Source organism: Dietzia sp. JS16-p6b, from assembly GCF_003052165.1.
GTDB lineage: Bacteria > Actinomycetota > Actinomycetes > Mycobacteriales > Mycobacteriaceae > Dietzia.
In genome coordinates, this window is record NZ_CP024869.1 from 2732334 (window position 1) to 2748119 (window position 15786).

A 15786-nucleotide genomic window follows, 5' to 3' on the forward strand; every position below is an offset into this window, starting at 1 on the left:
TGTCGCAGCACTCGCGACCCCGACCCTCCAGGAGCACTCATGAGCCTGTCCAACGCCATCCTCCGCGGAGTCACCGGCGCCTTCGTCCTCAACTCGGGACTGTCCAAGCGGAACCTGCCCACCGAGTCCGCCGAGGGCCTCCAGGGCTTCGCCGCCACCGGCGTGCCCCAGGTGACCAAGATGGAACCGGACACGTTCGGGAAGTTCGTCGCCTACTCCGAGATCGGCATCGGCGCGGCCCTGTTGACGCCCGTCGTATCACCGCGCCTCGCGGGCGCCGCGCTCGGCACCTTCTCCGCGGGCCTGCTGTCGATGTACTTCCGCAACCCCTCGATGACCGAGTCCGACGGCATCCGCCCGTCCCAAGAGGGCATGAGCCTGGCCAAGGACGCGTTCATGGCGGCCATCGCGGGGGCCCTGATCACCAGCAGGTGACCCCTCACGCCGACGCGATGGCCTCCAGGATCGCCTCGGCCAGGTCCGGGCGACACACCACCAGGTCCGGCAGATAGGTCTCGGCGACGTTGTACTCCAGCGGGGAGCCGTCCACCCGCACGGCGACGAACCCCCTGGCCAGGGCCACGCCCGCCGGCGCGGCCGAGTCCCACTGGTACTGGCCGCCCGCGTGGATGTAGGCGTCGGCCTCCCCGCGCACCACGGCCGCCGCCTTGGCGCCGGCCGAACCGAGGGGCACCAGATCCCCGCCCACGGACTCGGCGACCGCCTCCGCGAACGCCGGCGGACGGGAGGCCGAGAGCACGATTCTCGGCCGCGAGCCCGAGCGTGGCGGGAGGAGGCCACCCCCGTCCACCCCGCCGTTGCCCACAGGGGGGGCGTAGACCTCGTCGTCGTCGACCCCCATGACCACACCGAGCGCCGGGAGCGCGACCGCGGCGGCGGCCAGCCGCGCTCGTGCGGGGTCCCCGGACCGCTCCCACAGCGCCACGTGGACCGCCCAGTCCGGACGGTCGCCGAGCCCGTACTCGCGCGTGCCGTCGACGGGATCGATGATCCACACACGGTCGGCGTCGACGCGGGCGAGGTCGTCGCTCGACTCCTCCGACAACACCGAGTCTCCGGGGCGTTCGGCGGCCAGACGCTCGAGGAGCAGGGCGTTGGCGCGGCGGTCCCCGAGGTCACCCAGTTCACGCTTGGTGGGTCCCGACGACCGGAGCTCCACCAACAGGCGACCGGCATCCGCGGCGAGGTCGACGGCGAGCTGCTGATCGGAGGAACGCATGGGTGCTGTCATGACCTCCACAGTAGAAGGCCCGATGCGGCAGCGGATGCGGGACGGCTATCGCCGACGCAGACGCAGGCCGCGGCGTCGACTGCTGCCGTACTCCCGGACCACGCGGGCCGGCTCATCCGGGCAACGGTGGGCGTCGGCGGCGACCCGCGCCGCGCCTCGCGAGGGCAGCGTGCCGCTGGTCGCGCCACAACGACGGCAGCCCCAGACCGCGCCGTCGGAGGTCTCGTGGACGTAGCAGGTCCGCTCATCCGCCTCGTTCATGTCGCTCCTCGGAGCAGGGCGCCGACCCCGAGCCGGCGCGAATTCGGCCATTATGTCACAAAACTTTCATGTTGACGCCTGCCAGGTTGTCCGGCGCCGCTCCCCCACCCCGGTCCGCGGCCACTCAGGAGATCCGCCCCCATGGGAGACTGTTCCCATGAGGGTCACCGCGAAGTCGGACTACGCGCTGCGTGCGCTCGTCGAGCTCGCGAACGCCCAACGCGCCCACAGTGGCGACGGTCCCCGCGAGAACCCGATCAGCGCCGAGGAACTGGGCCGGCTCCAGGACATCCCGCACGGCTTCCTGCAGTCGATCCTGTCGGACCTGCGCCGGGCCGGCATCGTGGCCAGCCGACGGGGTAAGACCGGTGGCTGGACACTCGCTCAGGACGCGGGCTCCGTCACTGTCGCCGATGTCCTCCGCGCGGTCGACGGCCCGCTCGTCAGCGTGTATGACGTGCGGCCCGAGGCGGTCGATTACAACGAGCGGGCCGCGGTCCTCCAGCACGTGTGGATCGCGTCGAGGGCGTCCCTGCGGCGGGTCATGGACGCAGTGACACTGTCCGACCTCGCCGAGGGCCGGCTACCGGGCGACGTCCACGCCCTCACCCTGGACGAGGACGCCTGGGAGCCCCGGTGAGCGGCGGACCCCGCCGCCACTGACCCGCCGACCCGCCGTGGTGGCCAACCCCAGGCCCTGATGCTAAAGTCTACTGAACTACTCTGTTTAATGCCCTAGTGGGCTGCGGCCGGACGAGGCCTCGCCCGCTACGTGGTTCCGAGAGCCCCCCACTCGACCGACGCCGGAGGATCCCCCTCGTGCCCACCCTGATCATCCTCGGCTTCGCCGGACTGCTCGCCCAGCTGGTCGACGGCTCGCTCGGCATGGGATACGGCGTCACCTCGACGACCATCCTCGTGGCCGCCGGGATCGCGCCCGCGGCCGCGTCGGCAGCCGTGCACTTCGCCCAGATCGGCACCACCCTCGCGTCCGGCGTCTCCCACCACAAGTTCGGGAACGTGGACTGGCGCATCGTCGCGATCCTCGCGGGCCCGGGCGCGGTGGGCGCCTTCATCGGCGCGACGGCCCTGGCGTCGTTGTCCAGCGCGACCGCCAAGCCCATCGTCGCCACGCTCCTGCTCGCGCTGGGTTTCTACGTCCTCTACCGCTTCCTGCGACTGGGAGGCAGGCGGCCCCAGTTCTCCGGCCAGATCTCGGCGCGCTTCCTGGTGCCACTGGGCTTCGTCGGCGGAACACTCGACGCGTTCGGAGGCGGCGGGTGGGGCCCGGTGGGGACCACCACTCTGCTCTCCTCGGGCCGGGTGGAACCGCGCAAGGTGGTCGGCTCGATCAGCGCCTCCGAGTTCGTGGTGGCGGTGAGCGCGTCCATCGGCTTCCTCTTCGGTCTCGGCGCCGCGGGCATCAACTGGGCGTTCGCCGTCGCGCTGCTCGTCGGTGGCGTGATCGCCGCTCCGTTCGCGGCCTGGATGGTCCGGCACATGTCCGCACGCGTCCTGGGCACGGCCGCGGGCGGTCTCATCATCATCACCAACACCTTCACCCTGCTGAGCGCTGCCGACGCCCCGGCGATCGTGATCGGGCCCGTGCTCGGGACGCTGGTCCTGGTGTGGATCGCGCTCGTGGTCCACGCGGTGCGTGCCGTCCGCCGTGAGCGGACTCCCGATCCGGAGCTCGTCACCACCTCCTGACCGCCCCTCCGCCCCATCCGCGCGCCAACCCCCATCCGCGCGCCATCACTGCATTCGCACGCGGAATATCGTGAGCGGATGCAGTACTCACGCGCGGATGCGACGGGATCGGCACGCGGGTGGGCCCGGCGCGCCGTGCGCGTGAGTCAGGCGAGGGTCAGGCGCGCACGCGGTCCTGCGCCGCCCGCTCGCCGAGATGCACCGAGTATCTGCGCACCAGCGCCCGCCACACGAGTGGCCCGCCCGTCACCAGCACCAGGGCGATCACACCGATCAGTGGCGGCGACGCCCCGAGCATCGCCGAGGCGGTGACCGCCAACACGATGGTGATGCCCCGCCGGATCAGACCCTGCGGCACCCGGCCGGCGACCCGGGAGCCGAAGAACGTCCCGATCGCCCCGCCGATCAGCAGCGGCACCAGCAGGGTCCAGTCGACGCCGGTCACCATCACGTGCCCGGTGGCCGCCGCGATCACCAGCGGGACCGCCTGCACGAGGTCGGTGCCCACCAGCCGCAGCGCGGCCAGGGTCGGGTACAGCAGCATGATGCACATCATGATGACCGTGCCGGAGCCCACCGAGGTGATGCCCACCATCAGTCCGCCGACCACTCCGACCAGCAGGGTGACGAGCGGTCTGACCGGTGGGTTCGGGTCGCTGCCCGTACGGATCTTGCCGGCCATCTCGAAGAACGCCCGCAGGAAGTAAGCCGAGGAGGCCACGATGAGCGTCCCGCCGATGGCCTTCTTCAGCAGCCCCTGGACGTCGTCGGCTCCCACCGCGTGCACCAGCCAGGCCCCCAGGTACGCGGTCGGAACCGAGCCCAGGATCAGCCAGAACGCGATCTTCAGGTTGGGTTTGCCGTGCTTCCAGTGCACTCCGGCCCCGACCACCTTGTTCACCGCGTTGACCACCAGATCGTTGGCCACGGCGGCGGTGGGCGGGATCCCCACGAGGATGAGCGCGGGCGTCATCAACGCCCCGCCGCCCATCCCCGTCAGACCTATGACCACGCCGATCACCGCGCTGACGACCAGCAGCCCCAGTGAGTCGTAGGACCAGAGCGCCTCGGGCACCCGCTCAGACGCCCAGGATCGAGCTGACGATCCGCTGCGCCACCTCTTCCGCGGTGCCGTCCTCCGGACGGATGTGTAGGTCGGGGGTCAGCGGCGGCTCGTACGGCGCGGAGACGCCGGTGAACTCCGGGATCTCGCCGGCCCGCGCCTTGGCGTACAGCCCCTTGGGGTCGCGCGCCTCGCACTCGGCCAACGGCGTGTCCACGAACACCTCGGTGAAGGGCAGGTCGGCCGCGGAGTGGACGCCGCGCGCTTTGTCGCGGTCGGCGCGCATCGGGGAGATGAGGGAACAGATGACGACGACGCCGGCATCGGCGAACAGTGCCGCCACCTCCGCGGTGCGACGGATGTTCTCCGCCCGGTCCTCGGCCGAGAACCCGAGGTCGGCGTTGAGGCCGTGCCTCAGGTTGTCCCCGTCGAGGATGTAGGCGGGGTGGCCGGACTCGATGAGTAACCGCTCCACCTCGGAGGCGATCGTGGACTTGCCCGAACCCGACAGGCCGGTGAGCCACAGGGTGCGGCCCTGCCCGCGGTCGCCGCGCTGGACGGCACCGGCGTGCCAGACCACGTTGGACCCGGTGGTGGCGGGCCCGATGATCATGCCCGCGCCCACGGTGTTGCCGGAGAGCTCGTCCACGAGGATGAACGCCCCGGTGTCCCGGTTGCGGCGGTAGGGGTCGTACATCAACGGCGTCTGCGTGCGCAGGCCTATGCGACCGATCTCGTTGAGCCCCAGCTCGGTGGAGTCGGGGTCGCGGTGCAGGGTGTTGACGTCGAGCCGGTACTCCAGGCCCGTGACGATCGCCTTGGTGTCGCGGGTGGTGTGCTTGACGACGTACCGCTTGTTGGGCGTGAGGGTCGAGTCGTCGGCGAACCAGCAGACCATCGCCTCGAGCTCGGTGCCCTGGTGCGGCCGGTTGCCGGGCCGGGCGATCATCTCACCGCGGACGATGTCGATCTCGTCGTTGAGCGCGATGGTCACCGCGGCCGGCGCCGCCGCCTCGTCGAGCTCGGCTCCGCCCGGGCCCCAGATGGCCTTGATGGTCGACTGCCGACCGGACGGCATGACCACCACCTCGTCGTCGACCTTCATGATCCCCCCGGCGACGGTGCCGGCGAAGGACCGGTGGTCCAGTCCGTCGGCGCGCTGGGGGCGGATCACGTACTGCACGGGGAACCGGACGTCGGTGAGGTTGCGGTCCGACGCGATGTGCACGTTCTCCAGGTGGTCGAGCAGTGCCGGGCCCGTGTACCAGGGCATGGCCTCGGACCTGTCGACCACGTTGTCACCCTTGAGGGCGGACAGCGGGACGAACGTCACGTCGTGGACCTCGAGCTTGGCCGCGAAGTCGGTGAACTCGGTGCGGATGGCCTCGAACGTGGCCTCGTCGTAGTCGACCAGATCCATCTTGTTGACGGCCACGACCAGGCGCGGGATGCCCAGGAGCGCGGACAGGAACGCGTGCCGGCGGGTCTGCTCGAGCACCCCCTTGCGGGCGTCGACGAGGATGATCGCCACGTCGGCCGTCGAGGCACCGGTGACCATGTTGCGCGTGTACTGCACGTGGCCCGGGGTGTCGGCGATGATGAACTTGCGACGCGGGCTCGAGAAGTAGCGATAGGCCACGTCGATGGTGATGCCCTGCTCGCGCTCGGACCGCAGCCCGTCGGTGAGCAGCGCGAGGTCGGTGTACTCGTCGCCGCGCTTGGCGGAGGTGGCCTCGATCGAGGCCAGCTGGTCCTCGAAGATGCCCTTGGAGTCGAAGAGCAGGCGCCCGATGAGGGTCGACTTACCGTCGTCGACCGACCCCGCGGTGGCGATGCGCAGCAGCTGGGCGTGCTCGGACATAGTGCTCAACTGCTCCGCGGTGAGGGTCGACGCGGTGCTGAGGGACGGGGCGCCGGCGGAGGACGCGGTGGTGGCGGAACTCATCAGAAGTAGCCTTCCTTCTTGCGGTCTTCCATGCCGGCCTCGGAGATCCGGTCGTCGGCACGGGTGGCGCCGCGCTCGGTGACGCGGGTGCCCGCGACCTCGGCCACGACGGCGGCGTTGTCGGCGGCGTCGGACTCCACGCAGCCGGTGCAGGTGGCGTCCCCGACGGTGCGGAAACGGACCAGCTCGGTGCGCGCCTCCTCGCCCGGGAGGGTCTCGAGGAAGCGGGTCTTGGCCAGCAGCATGCCGTCGCGCTCGATCACCTCGCGCTGGTGCGCGTAATAGATGGGCGGCAGAGCGATGTCCTCGCGCTCGATGTACTGCCAGATGTCCAGCTCGGTCCAGTTGGACAGCGGGAACACCCGGATGTGCTCGCCCTTGCGGTGATTACCGTTGTAGAGCTTCCACAGCTCGGGGCGCTGCGCGCGCGGGTCCCAGGCTCCGAACGCGTCGCGGAAGGAGAAGACGCGCTCCTTGGCCCGGGCCTTCTCCTCGTCGCGACGGGCGCCCCCGAAGACCGCGTCGAAGCGGTTCTCCTGGATGCCGCGCAACAGCGCGGCGGTCTGGAGGCGGTTACGGCTGGTGCCGACGCCGGTCTCCTCGACCACGCGGCCGGCGTCGATGTCGTCCTGGACGTAGGACACGAGCAGTTGGACGCCGGTCTGGTCGACCACCCTGTCGCGGTACTCGATGACCTCGTCGAAGTTGTGCCCGGTGTCGACGTGCATGAGCGGGAACGGCATGGGCGCGGGCCAGAAGGCCTTGCGCGCGAGGTGGAACATCACCACGGAGTCCTTGCCACCCGAGAACAGCATCCCCGGGCGTTCGAACTGCGCGGCTACCTCGCGGAAGATGTGGACGGACTCGGCCTCGAGTGCGTCGAGGTGCGAGAGCGTCACCGCCGTCCTCGCTGTCATGCGACCTCCAATGTCGTGGGCTGGCCCGGTCCGACCGGACGACAGACCGCAGACAGGTCTGTCTGCGGTCTGGTTCCGGGTCCATCGTGCGCCCCGAAGGCCGCGATTTTCATCTCGGCGAGCGAAACAGTGCGCACATCGTCGACATGCCGACATACGATGTCGGCTATGCGCCATGAGCCCACGCATCGCGTCCTCGCCGTGATCGAGGCACTGTCACGCGAGGGCCCGCCGCTGCCCCTCGCGGAGATCGCCCGGATCACCGGGGCCAGCCGCTCCACCCTCCACGCCGTGCTGGCGGAGATGCAGGACGCACGGTGGGCCGAGAAGTGGGAGGGCGGGTGGCGCGCCGGGCCCACGATGCGCACGATCGCCGCATCCCTGTCCGCCGAGGTCGACCTGGCCCGAGCCGCCCGTCAGCCCCTGGAACGCCTCGTCGACGACACGGGGATCGCCGCCGTGGTGTTCGAGACCCGCGACGGCATGAGCGAGGTCGTGGACGTGGTGGGGGCGGGCATGCGCACGGCCTCCCGGCCGGACATCGCGGTGGGCCACGTCGTCCCGGTGCGGGCACCCTTCGCCCGTGAGCTCGTCGCCCGGTTACCGGTGGTCGACCAGCGGCGGTGGCTCTCGGATTCCGGCGGTCTCACCGAGGCGGCCCGGGAGCGACTGGAAGTGGTGATGCCTCAGATCGCCCGGCGGGGCTGGTCCATCGAGCGCCTCACGCCGGCGCGCCGCGAGCTGCTGAGGATGGCCGACTCCCTGGAGTCCTCGGGCGTGGGAGCCCTCGTGCGCGACCGCGTCTCCGAACTGTTCGTGGAACTGTCCGAGATCGACGTGACCGACGCCGAGCTCTCCGCCGCCGCCGACCTCGCCGTGGCCTCGGTGTCCGCCCCCGTGCTGCGGGCCGACGGCCGGGTGATCGGATCGGTGGCGGTGACCCCCGGGCGCCGCATGACCGGGCGGGCCGTGGGGCGGGCGGTCGAGGCGGTGACACGGTGCGCGGACGAGGTCTCCTCCCGCCTCGCCGCCCATCCGCGCCCCGCCCGGGCGCCCGCGCTCCCCTCTCATCTGGTGCACCCGGCTCACGCCGCCCGGAGCCACTGAACCGAGCCACCGCCCCGCGCCGCCGCCCCGCGCCAGTGCCCCGCGCCGCTGATCCGCCCTGAGCCCCGGATCTGCTCCACGCACCGCGAGCGTATGGTGTGGGTCACACCCCTCGTCCGTCCGGAGGTGCCCCGTGACCCAGACCGTCCACTCCCCCTCCGTCGCGCCCGACGAGGACCCTGTGGACCTGTCCTGGCGGCGCTCCGCCTCGTGCGGCCTGACCCCGAAGAGCGCACGCCCCGGCGCCCCCGACCCGCTCGCGTCGCGGTCCCACCGACTCGCGGAGGCCGCGCGCCCGGTGATGGACGACCTCGACGACGTCCTCAAGGACACCGGGGCGATGCTGCTGCTCGCCGACCGCGAGGGTCGGGTCATCCGCTCGGTGCGCGACAGCACGCGCATCGCGCGCATGCTGCTCAAACGAGGGGTGGACGACGGCGCCACCCTGACCGAGGACGCGGTGGGCAACAACGGCATCGGCACGGCGCTCGAGACCCGGGCCGGGGTGTTCATCCACGGCGAGCAGCACTTCGCCGAGGTCCTGCGGGACTTCGCCTGCTACGGACACCCGATCATCGACCCGCTCACCCGTCGACTGGTCGGGGCGGTGGACCTGACGGGGATGAGTGCCGACGCCTCCCGCATGTTCGCCCCGTTCGTCCGGAAGATCGTCGCGGACATCGAGGCCCGCTACGTCGACACCGCCCGCGCGGACGATCGGGAACTCTGGCGCCGCTTCGTCGAGCGCACCCGCTCCTCCGACACGGCCACCTGTGCGTTCGGCGACGAGGTGGTGCTGGCCTCACACTCGAGCCTGGAGAGACTGGACTCCCGGGACCTCGCCCGGCTCCGGCGGCTGGCGGAGCAGGACGAGATAGCAGACGCCGTGGAACTCTCAGTGGGGACGGTGCGGGTGCTGTCCAGCCGGGTCGGCCGACGCGGCCACCTGCTCGACCTGACGTTCCCCGACCAGCACCCCACGCCCACCCCGGGCACGTCGTCACCGCCCGGTCACACCTCCACGCGGGCCGTCGCCTCGACCCGGGGCCGCACCTCCGGCCGGGCGGCTGCGAGCCCGCCGGGGCCGGAGCCCCGTGTCGGCGCCGGGAACGACGCCGGTGGCGAGGACGGCGCCGGTCCGGGCGCCGGTGTCGGCGCCACGACCCGGGCCCACGCCGTGGTGGGTCCGTCCGGGTCGGGCAGGACGACGACCGCGACGACGATCGCCGGCCCCGACGCCGTGCACGTCCGACTCGCCCACGCGGACAGCGCGGACGCGGCGTGGCGCGAGCTGGCGGTCCCCGCCCTACGCGAGCTCGGCACCCGGGGCCGACCACTGGTCCTGGACGACATCGACCTCCTGGAGGACGCCGATCTGCGCCGCCTGGCAGCGCGCCTGGGATCCGCGGAGGACGCCCTCGTCGTCGTCACCAGCCGCCAGGACCCCCGCCCGGCGGTGACGGAGGTGGTGGACGTGTGCGGGGCGCGGACGGTACTGCGGCCGTTGCACGAGCGCGGCGAGGAGGGCGGCGCGATCGTCCGCCGGATGATCGCGGACCTGGCCGCCGCACGCGGACTCGGGACCCCGGTCGTCACCGTCCGCTTCGCGGACGCCGTCTGTGCGCTGGACCTGCCCAACGGCCTGGTGTCGCTGAGATCGGTTCTGGCGGACTGCCTCACCCGGACCGCGAGCAGGGGGCTGACCACCCTCGACGTGGACTCCCTGCCCTCCCACGCCCGCTCCACACGGCCGCCGCGGGCCGGCGAACTCGCCCGGGGCGAGTACGACGCGATCGTGGCCGCGTTGGCGGACTGCGACGGTGTCCGCGCCCGCGCGGCCAAGCGCCTGGGCATCAGCCGGACCACCCTCTACGCCCGCATGCGGGAGTTCGGACTGTCCTAGAAGGTGTCCAGAAACTGAACACTCCGGGCCCGGCCCACGACCCCAGGATGGGTTGTGACCGGACTCACAACCGAGCCGGTCGGGATCTTTGGAGGACACACATGACCGGCACACTCTCCCGGGAGAACCGCGCCAGCACCCAGATCGACGAGCGACTCGGTGCGGAGGCGCGCGGCTTCCTCGACCGCCCGCACCGGCTCCTGATCGACGGGCAGTGGGTCGACGCCGCGGACGGCCGCACCTTCGGCACCTACGACCCCGCCACCGGGGCCGAGATCACCCAGGTCGCGCACGGCGGACCCGAGGACGTCGACCGGGCCGTCGCCGCCGCTCGCCGCGCGTTCGACGACGGCGCGTGGGCGACCATGAAGCCCAACCAGCGCGAGCAGATCCTGTGGCGCATCGGCGACCTGCTGGACGCCAGGGCCGAGCTGTTCGGGCAGATCGAAGCCCTGGACAACGGCAAGTCCGTCGCGATCGCCACCGCCGTGGACGTGGCCTGGGCGGCCGACGTGTTCCGCTACTACGCCGGCTGGTCCACCAAGATCGAGGGCTCCACGGTCAACGTGTCGATGCCGTTCGCCGGCGACAAGCAGTTCCACGCCTACACCCAGCGCGTGCCCGTGGGCGTGTGCGGGCAGATCATCCCCTGGAACTTCCCCCTGCTCATGGCGGCGTGGAAGCTCGCCCCCGCCCTGGCCACCGGCAACACCCTGGTCCTCAAGCCGGCCGAGCAGACTCCGCTGACCGCGCTGCTGCTGGGCGAGGTCATCGCCGAGGCCGGCGTGCCCGCCGGCGTGGTCAACATCGTCACCGGCTTCGGCGACGCCGGCGCCGCGATTTCCGCCCACGATGACGTGGACAAGGTGGCCTTCACCGGCTCCACCGAGGTGGGCAAGCTCATCGTCGACGCCGCCAAGGGCAACCTCAAGAAGGTCTCCCTCGAACTGGGCGGCAAGAGCGCCAACATCGTCTTCGCCGACTGCGACTTCGACGCCGCCGTCGCAGGCTCCGTGGCCGCGTGGATGTTCAACCACGGCCAGGCCTGCACCGCCGGCACCCGCCTGTATGTCGAGGACTCCATCTACGAGAGGTTCACGCAGGCCGTCGCCGACGCCGCCGCCCAGGCCACCATCGGGCACGGTCTGGACCCCGCCACCGAGCTCGGCCCGCTGGTCGACCAGGACCAGTTCGACAAGGTCTCCTACTACCTGCGCGCCGGCATCGAGGACGGCGGGCGGGCCCTCACCGGCGGCGGCCGACACGGTGACACCGGCTACTTCGTCCAACCCACCGTGTTCGTGGACGTCGAGCCCGACCACCGGGTGGTGACGGACGAGATCTTCGGCCCCGTCGTGTCGGCCCTGCGGTTCACCGACGTCGACGACGCGGTCCGCCAGGCCAACGACTCGATCTACGGGCTGGCCGCCGGAGTGTGGACGAAGGACATCTCCAAGGCCCACCAGGTCGCCAGCCGCCTCCACGCCGGCTCGGTGTGGGTCAACCAGTACAACGGCTTCGACACCGCCATGCCGTTCGGCGGCTTCAAGCAGTCCGGCTGGGGCCGCGAACTGGGCCAGGGCGCTCTCGACCTCTACACGCAGACCAGGTCGGTCAACATCCAGCTCTGACCCACCGGCGTGCCGTCCCGGCACACCCTCCCCCGTCACCTCTCCCAGAACCCGCTCCCCGCTCCCCGCTCCCCGAAAGGAACACCGCCGTGAAGACCAAGGCAGCAGTACTGTTCGATGTCCACAAGCCGTTCGAGATCATCGAGCTCGACCTCGACGACCCCGGCCCCGGCGAGGTCCTGATCAAGTACACGGCCGCGGGCCTGTGTCACTCCGACCTCCACCTGTCCGACGGCTCCCTCCCGCCGCGCTTCCCCATCGTCGGAGGGCACGAGGGAGCAGGCGTCATCGAGGCCGTGGGCGTGGGGGTGACGAAGGTCAAGCCCGGCGACCACGTGGTGTGCTCCTTCATCCCGAACTGCGGCACCTGCCGATACTGCTCGACCGGTCGCCAGAACCTCTGCGACATGGGCGCCACGATCCTCGACGGCCACATGCCCGACGGCACCTTCCGGTTCCGGGCGGACGGCAAGGAGTTCGGCGCCATGTGCATGCTCGGGACGTTCTCCGAGCGCTCGGTGATCTCACAACACTCGGTGGTCAAGGTCGACGACTGGCTACCGCTCGACAAGGCCGTCCTGGTGGGCTGCGGTGTGCCCTCCGGATGGGGCACCGCCACCTACGCCGGCAACGTGCGACAGGGTGACACCGTGGTGATCTACGGGATCGGCGGGCTCGGCATCAACGCCGTCCAGGGCGCCGTCCACTCGGGGGCCCGTCACGTGGTGGTGGTGGACCCCGTCCAGTTCAAGCGCGACGAGGCCCTGAAGTTCGGCGCCACCCATGCGTTCGCCGACGCCGCCGAGGCCCACGCGGAGGTCGAGAAGCTCACCTGGGGCCAGATGGCGGACCAGGCGCTCATCCTGGTGGGCACTGTCGACGAGAAGGTCGTCTCGAGCGCTTTCGACGTGATCGGCAAGGGGGGCAGGGTGGTGATCACCGGCCTGGGCAACATGACGGAGAACACCGTGCAGGTCAACGGCACGATGATGGCCCTGTTCGGAAAGACCATCACGGGCACCCTCTTCGGCTCGGCCAACCCGCAGTACGACATCGTCAAGCTGCTGCGCCTGTACGACGAGGGCAAGCTCAAGCTGGACGAGCTCATCACCACGACCTACTCGCTCGACCAGGTCAACGAGGGCTACCAGGACCTGCAGGACGGGAAGATCATGCGAGGCGTGATCATCCACGACTCCTGATCCGGCCCCCGGTTCGCATACGCGCGCAACCACTGCACACGCGGACGAAATGTCGTGTGAGTCTGCAGTGGTTGCGCGCGTCCGTCGTGGGGACACTCATCGTGGCGAGTGACCGAATTTCACAGGGTCCCTCTCTCCACTGAAAGCCCCCGCCAGCCCCTGTCACGCTCTCCGCCCACTCGACGGCCCTGACACCGTTGCCGCCATGACTCCCGTGATCCCCTTCCCTACCGGCTGGCCGTTCACCACAGCAGAAGCAACCCGGGCGGGCCTGTCGCATCGCGCACTGACCGCGGCTGTCGCGCAGGGCCGACTGATCAAGATCAGACACGGGTGGTTTCACGCGCCGCAGTCGGGCGAGAGCACTCGGGATGCCCTCGCCCGGTCGTCGCGGATCGCGCTTTACGAGGGCCCCCTCGGCGCCGTGATCAGCCACCACACGGCGGCAGCGCTCCACGGCCTGCCTCTCATCAGAGCCCGGACTGACCGCGTTCATCTCACGGTCGACCGACCCACCGGCGGACGCAGGACCCCGCACATCCAGGTTTATTCCTCGCCGCGCGATTCCCTGGACACGACCCAGGTGGACGGCATCCCCGTCACCTGCGTCGCCCGAACGGTCGTCGATCTCGCCCGCTCTGCGGGATTCGACGCAGGAGTATGCGCGGCGGACCACGCGCTGCGCCTCCGGATGGTGACCGCGGACGGGCTCGCGAGCGAAGTCGATCGCCATCGCGGCCGGACCGGCGTGGCGATCGCCCGGGACGTCGTGGATTTCGCGGACCCCCGGGCAGAAAGCCCCGGAGAGTCACTGTCCCGATGTGTCATGCGGAGGTGTCGAGACGTCCCCGCACCCCGACTACAACACCGGTACTTCTCGAGCGGGGGCAGGCCGGTCGCGCGCACTGACTTCTCATGGGGCGACGGTGCGCTGGCGGGCGAGTTCGACGGCAGGACCAAGTACTCACGCTGCGCAGCCGGTGGAGAGGATCCGGGCGAGGTGGTGTGGCGGGAGAAGCAACGGGAAGACCGACTCAGAGCGCTCGGGGTGGTAGTGGTCCGCTGGGTCTGGGACGACCTCTACGCGCCGAACCGGTTCGAACGCCTGCTGCTCGACGGGCTCCGTCGGTCCGGAGTCCGCTGACTCGCCTCGGCCACGCGCCCGGCCCGGTGCGGCCGGGTGCGGCCTGCTCGCCCGGCCCGATGCTGCCGGTGCGGCCTGCTCGCAGGCCGGGTGCGGCCGGGTGCGGCCTGCTCGCCCGGCCCACACACGCGCGCTATCACTGCACACGCGCACGAAATTTCCTGTGTGGCTGCAGTGATCGCGCGCGTGTGGCGTGGGGCGAGCGCGCGTGGGGCGTCGGGCGAGCTCACGCGTGGCGTGGGGCGAGCGCGCGTGTGGCGTGGGGCGAGCTCACGCGTGGCGTGGGGCGAGCGCGCGGGGTGTGAGCACTATGGCGTGGGGGCGCCGCCGGTGACCGAGAGCGTGTTCCCAGTGGTGTACGAGGACTCCTCGGAGGCCAGGTAGACGTACGCGCCCGCCATCTCGACCGGCTGCCCGGGACGGCCCAGCGGATTCTTGTGACCGAACGTCGGCAGCTTCTCGGGCTTCTGCCCGCCGCTCACCTGCAGCGCCGTCCAGAACGGCCCGGGCGCGACGGCGTTGACGCGGATACCGCGCGGCGCGAGCTGCTGCGCGAGAGACTTGGACATCGTGTTGACGGCGGCGCGCGAGGTGGCGTAGTCCACGAGCCCCGGCGACGGGGTGTACGCCTGCACCGAGGACGTGAAGATCACGCTCGACCCAGGCTGCAGATGCCCGAGCGCCTCCTGCATCATCCAGAACGGTGCCGAGATGTTGACGTTCATCGTCTCAGCCCACTGCTCGGAGGTCAGGTCCTCGAGGTGCTCGACGAAGGTCTGCCGTGCGGCGTTGAGCACGAGGACGTCCAGCCCGCCGAGTCCGGTGACGGCGTCGCGGACGATCCCGCGCGCGACCGCCTCGTCCCCGACGTCGCCGGGGAGCAGGACGCAGGTCCGGCCGGCCGCACGCACGAGCTCGGCCACCTCGTCGGCGTCGGACTGCTCCGCGGGCAGGTAGCCGATCGCCACGTCCGCGCCCTCCCGCGCGTAGGCGATGGCCACGGCGCGGCCGATCCCGGAGTCACCGCCGGTGATCAGCGCCCGCCGCCCGGTGAGCCGACCGTGGCCCACGTACGAGTCCTCGCCGTGGTCGGCGGGCGGGTCCAACCGGGAGGCCAACCCCGGAACCGGCTGCTGCTGGACGGGCACCTCGATCTGGTACTTCGCCGTCGGGTCGACGAGCACGGGATCCCCGGACTGGTCAGAGGGTTGAACTGTCGGATCGGTGGTCACGTACGCCTCCCTGGTCGTCTGGACTCCCGACCGTACGCCTCCGGCGACCGGATGCGAGCGGGCCCGGGATCCCCCACAATGCGGGCACGACAGCCGTCAACCGAACCGAAGGAGTGGGCATGCCCCGTTACCGCGTGATCGATCCCGAGCAGAACGTCATCGATGAGAAGGAGTTCGCCGACGACACCAAGGCCTACGACTGGTTCAAGACCGTGGAGGTGCCCGACGATGCTCTCGGGTACGCCATGGAGGTCGACATGAACGGTGAGTGGACACGCTTCGAGATCAACGACGGCGGCACCAACACCTCGCCGGCCGCCGACGAGGGCACCGGCGTGGCCTGATCTGCCACACCGGCAGAAGACTTCCGGCCACTCGGCCGAGCCCGACGGGCCGACTCCCCCACCTCGCCACCCGGG

General features: G+C 70.9%; 15 protein-coding genes. 9 read left to right on the forward strand and 6 right to left on the reverse strand.

The genetic code is table 11. The features are described 5' to 3' along the window. The first annotated feature begins 39 nt into the window (after positions 1-39). Positions 40-435 (forward strand): hypothetical protein, encoded by a 396-nt coding sequence (locus CT688_RS12525; RefSeq protein ID WP_107757156.1) that lies wholly within the window; start codon positions 40-42, stop codon positions 433-435. Between the two features lie 4 nt (positions 436-439). On the opposite strand, the gene CT688_RS12530 is transcribed toward CT688_RS12525, so the two are convergent. Then, positions 440-1252 carry a 3'(2'),5'-bisphosphate nucleotidase CysQ gene (locus CT688_RS12530; RefSeq protein WP_107757157.1) on the reverse strand — a complete coding sequence of 271 codons (813 nt, stop codon included), beginning with the start codon at positions 1250-1252 and terminating at the stop codon, positions 440-442. A gap of 45 nt (positions 1253-1297) precedes the next feature. After that, positions 1298-1513: a hypothetical protein gene (locus tag CT688_RS17360; RefSeq protein ID WP_152428035.1), complete on the reverse strand. Its 216-nt coding sequence runs from the start codon at positions 1511-1513 to the stop codon at positions 1298-1300. 157 nt (positions 1514-1670) lie between these two features. Here CT688_RS17360 and CT688_RS12535 point away from each other — a divergent pair, with 157 nt between their 5' ends. Further along, entirely contained in the window at positions 1671-2153 is a 483-nt protein-coding gene (locus tag CT688_RS12535; RefSeq protein WP_107757158.1) for an Rrf2 family transcriptional regulator, read from the forward strand. Between the two features lie 179 nt (positions 2154-2332). Beyond that, a complete protein-coding gene (locus CT688_RS12540; protein WP_107757159.1) occupies positions 2333-3223 on the forward strand; it encodes a sulfite exporter TauE/SafE family protein in 891 nt (296 codons plus the stop codon). 157 nt (positions 3224-3380) lie between these two features. Here the strand turns inward: CT688_RS12540 and CT688_RS12545 are convergent, their stop codons facing one another. The 3 genes from CT688_RS12545 to cysD all read right to left on the reverse strand — a co-directional run bounded on the left by CT688_RS12545 (position 3381) and on the right by cysD (position 7148). Continuing rightward, positions 3381-4298 carry a sulfite exporter TauE/SafE family protein gene (locus CT688_RS12545; protein ID WP_107757160.1) on the reverse strand — a complete coding sequence of 306 codons (918 nt, stop codon included), beginning with the start codon at positions 4296-4298 and terminating at the stop codon, positions 3381-3383. Positions 4299-4302: 4 nt separating this feature from the next. Beyond that, a complete protein-coding gene (gene cysC / locus CT688_RS12550; protein ID WP_370446360.1) occupies positions 4303-6147 on the reverse strand; it encodes an adenylyl-sulfate kinase in 1845 nt (614 codons plus the stop codon). A gap of 83 nt (positions 6148-6230) precedes the next feature. Continuing rightward, positions 6231-7148 (reverse strand): sulfate adenylyltransferase subunit CysD, encoded by a 918-nt coding sequence (cysD, locus tag CT688_RS12555; RefSeq protein ID WP_107757162.1) that lies wholly within the window; start codon positions 7146-7148, stop codon positions 6231-6233. A 168-nt stretch (positions 7149-7316) separates the two neighbouring features. Here cysD and CT688_RS12560 point away from each other — a divergent pair, with 168 nt between their 5' ends. The 5 genes from CT688_RS12560 to CT688_RS12580 all read left to right on the forward strand — a co-directional run bounded on the left by CT688_RS12560 (position 7317) and on the right by CT688_RS12580 (position 14135). Beyond that, a complete protein-coding gene (locus CT688_RS12560; RefSeq protein ID WP_107757163.1) occupies positions 7317-8255 on the forward strand; it encodes a helix-turn-helix domain-containing protein in 939 nt (312 codons plus the stop codon). Between the two features lie 133 nt (positions 8256-8388). Further along, positions 8389-10158 carry a helix-turn-helix domain-containing protein gene (locus tag CT688_RS12565; protein ID WP_107757164.1) on the forward strand — a complete coding sequence of 590 codons (1770 nt, stop codon included), beginning with the start codon at positions 8389-8391 and terminating at the stop codon, positions 10156-10158. A gap of 101 nt (positions 10159-10259) precedes the next feature. Beyond that, positions 10260-11789: an aldehyde dehydrogenase family protein gene (locus tag CT688_RS12570; RefSeq protein WP_231750327.1), complete on the forward strand. Its 1530-nt coding sequence runs from the start codon at positions 10260-10262 to the stop codon at positions 11787-11789. Between the two features lie 89 nt (positions 11790-11878). After that, positions 11879-12991 carry an NDMA-dependent alcohol dehydrogenase gene (locus CT688_RS12575; RefSeq protein WP_107757165.1) on the forward strand — a complete coding sequence of 371 codons (1113 nt, stop codon included), beginning with the start codon at positions 11879-11881 and terminating at the stop codon, positions 12989-12991. A 205-nt stretch (positions 12992-13196) separates the two neighbouring features. After that, positions 13197-14135, forward strand: a complete 939-nt coding sequence (locus tag CT688_RS12580) for a type IV toxin-antitoxin system AbiEi family antitoxin domain-containing protein (protein ID WP_107757166.1) — start codon at positions 13197-13199, stop codon at positions 14133-14135. A gap of 308 nt (positions 14136-14443) precedes the next feature. Here the strand turns inward: CT688_RS12580 and CT688_RS12585 are convergent, their stop codons facing one another. Continuing rightward, positions 14444-15367: an SDR family oxidoreductase gene (locus CT688_RS12585; RefSeq protein WP_107757167.1), complete on the reverse strand. Its 924-nt coding sequence runs from the start codon at positions 15365-15367 to the stop codon at positions 14444-14446. Positions 15368-15486: 119 nt separating this feature from the next. Between CT688_RS12585 and CT688_RS12590 the strand changes: the two genes are divergently transcribed. Further along, a complete protein-coding gene (locus tag CT688_RS12590) occupies positions 15487-15711 on the forward strand; it encodes a hypothetical protein (protein ID WP_107757168.1) in 225 nt (74 codons plus the stop codon). Positions 15712-15786 lie beyond the last annotated feature (75 nt).

Excerpts from the sequence above, each read along its gene's own strand:
- CT688_RS12560 (WP_107757163.1), top strand. The coding sequence starts at position 7,317 with ATGCGCCATGAGCCCACGCATCGCGTCCTCGCCGTGATCGAGGCACTG.
- CT688_RS12535 (WP_107757158.1), top strand. The coding sequence starts at position 1,671 with ATGAGGGTCACCGCGAAGTCGGACTACGCGCTGCGTGCGCTCGTCGAG.
- CT688_RS12525 (WP_107757156.1), top strand. The coding sequence starts at position 40 with ATGAGCCTGTCCAACGCCATCCTCCGCGGAGTCACCGGCGCCTTCGTC.
- CT688_RS12570 (WP_231750327.1), top strand. The coding sequence starts at position 10,260 with ATGACCGGCACACTCTCCCGGGAGAACCGCGCCAGCACCCAGATCGAC.
- CT688_RS12580 (WP_107757166.1), top strand. The coding sequence starts at position 13,197 with ATGACTCCCGTGATCCCCTTCCCTACCGGCTGGCCGTTCACCACAGCA.
- CT688_RS12530 (WP_107757157.1), bottom strand. The coding sequence starts at position 1,252 with ATGACAGCACCCATGCGTTCCTCCGATCAGCAGCTCGCCGTCGACCTC.
- CT688_RS17360 (WP_152428035.1), bottom strand. The coding sequence starts at position 1,513 with ATGAACGAGGCGGATGAGCGGACCTGCTACGTCCACGAGACCTCCGAC.
- cysC (WP_370446360.1), bottom strand. The coding sequence starts at position 6,147 with ATGTCCGAGCACGCCCAGCTGCTGCGCATCGCCACCGCGGGGTCGGTC.
- CT688_RS12590 (WP_107757168.1), top strand. The coding sequence starts at position 15,487 with ATGCCCCGTTACCGCGTGATCGATCCCGAGCAGAACGTCATCGATGAG.
- cysD (WP_107757162.1), bottom strand. The coding sequence starts at position 7,148 with ATGACAGCGAGGACGGCGGTGACGCTCTCGCACCTCGACGCACTCGAG.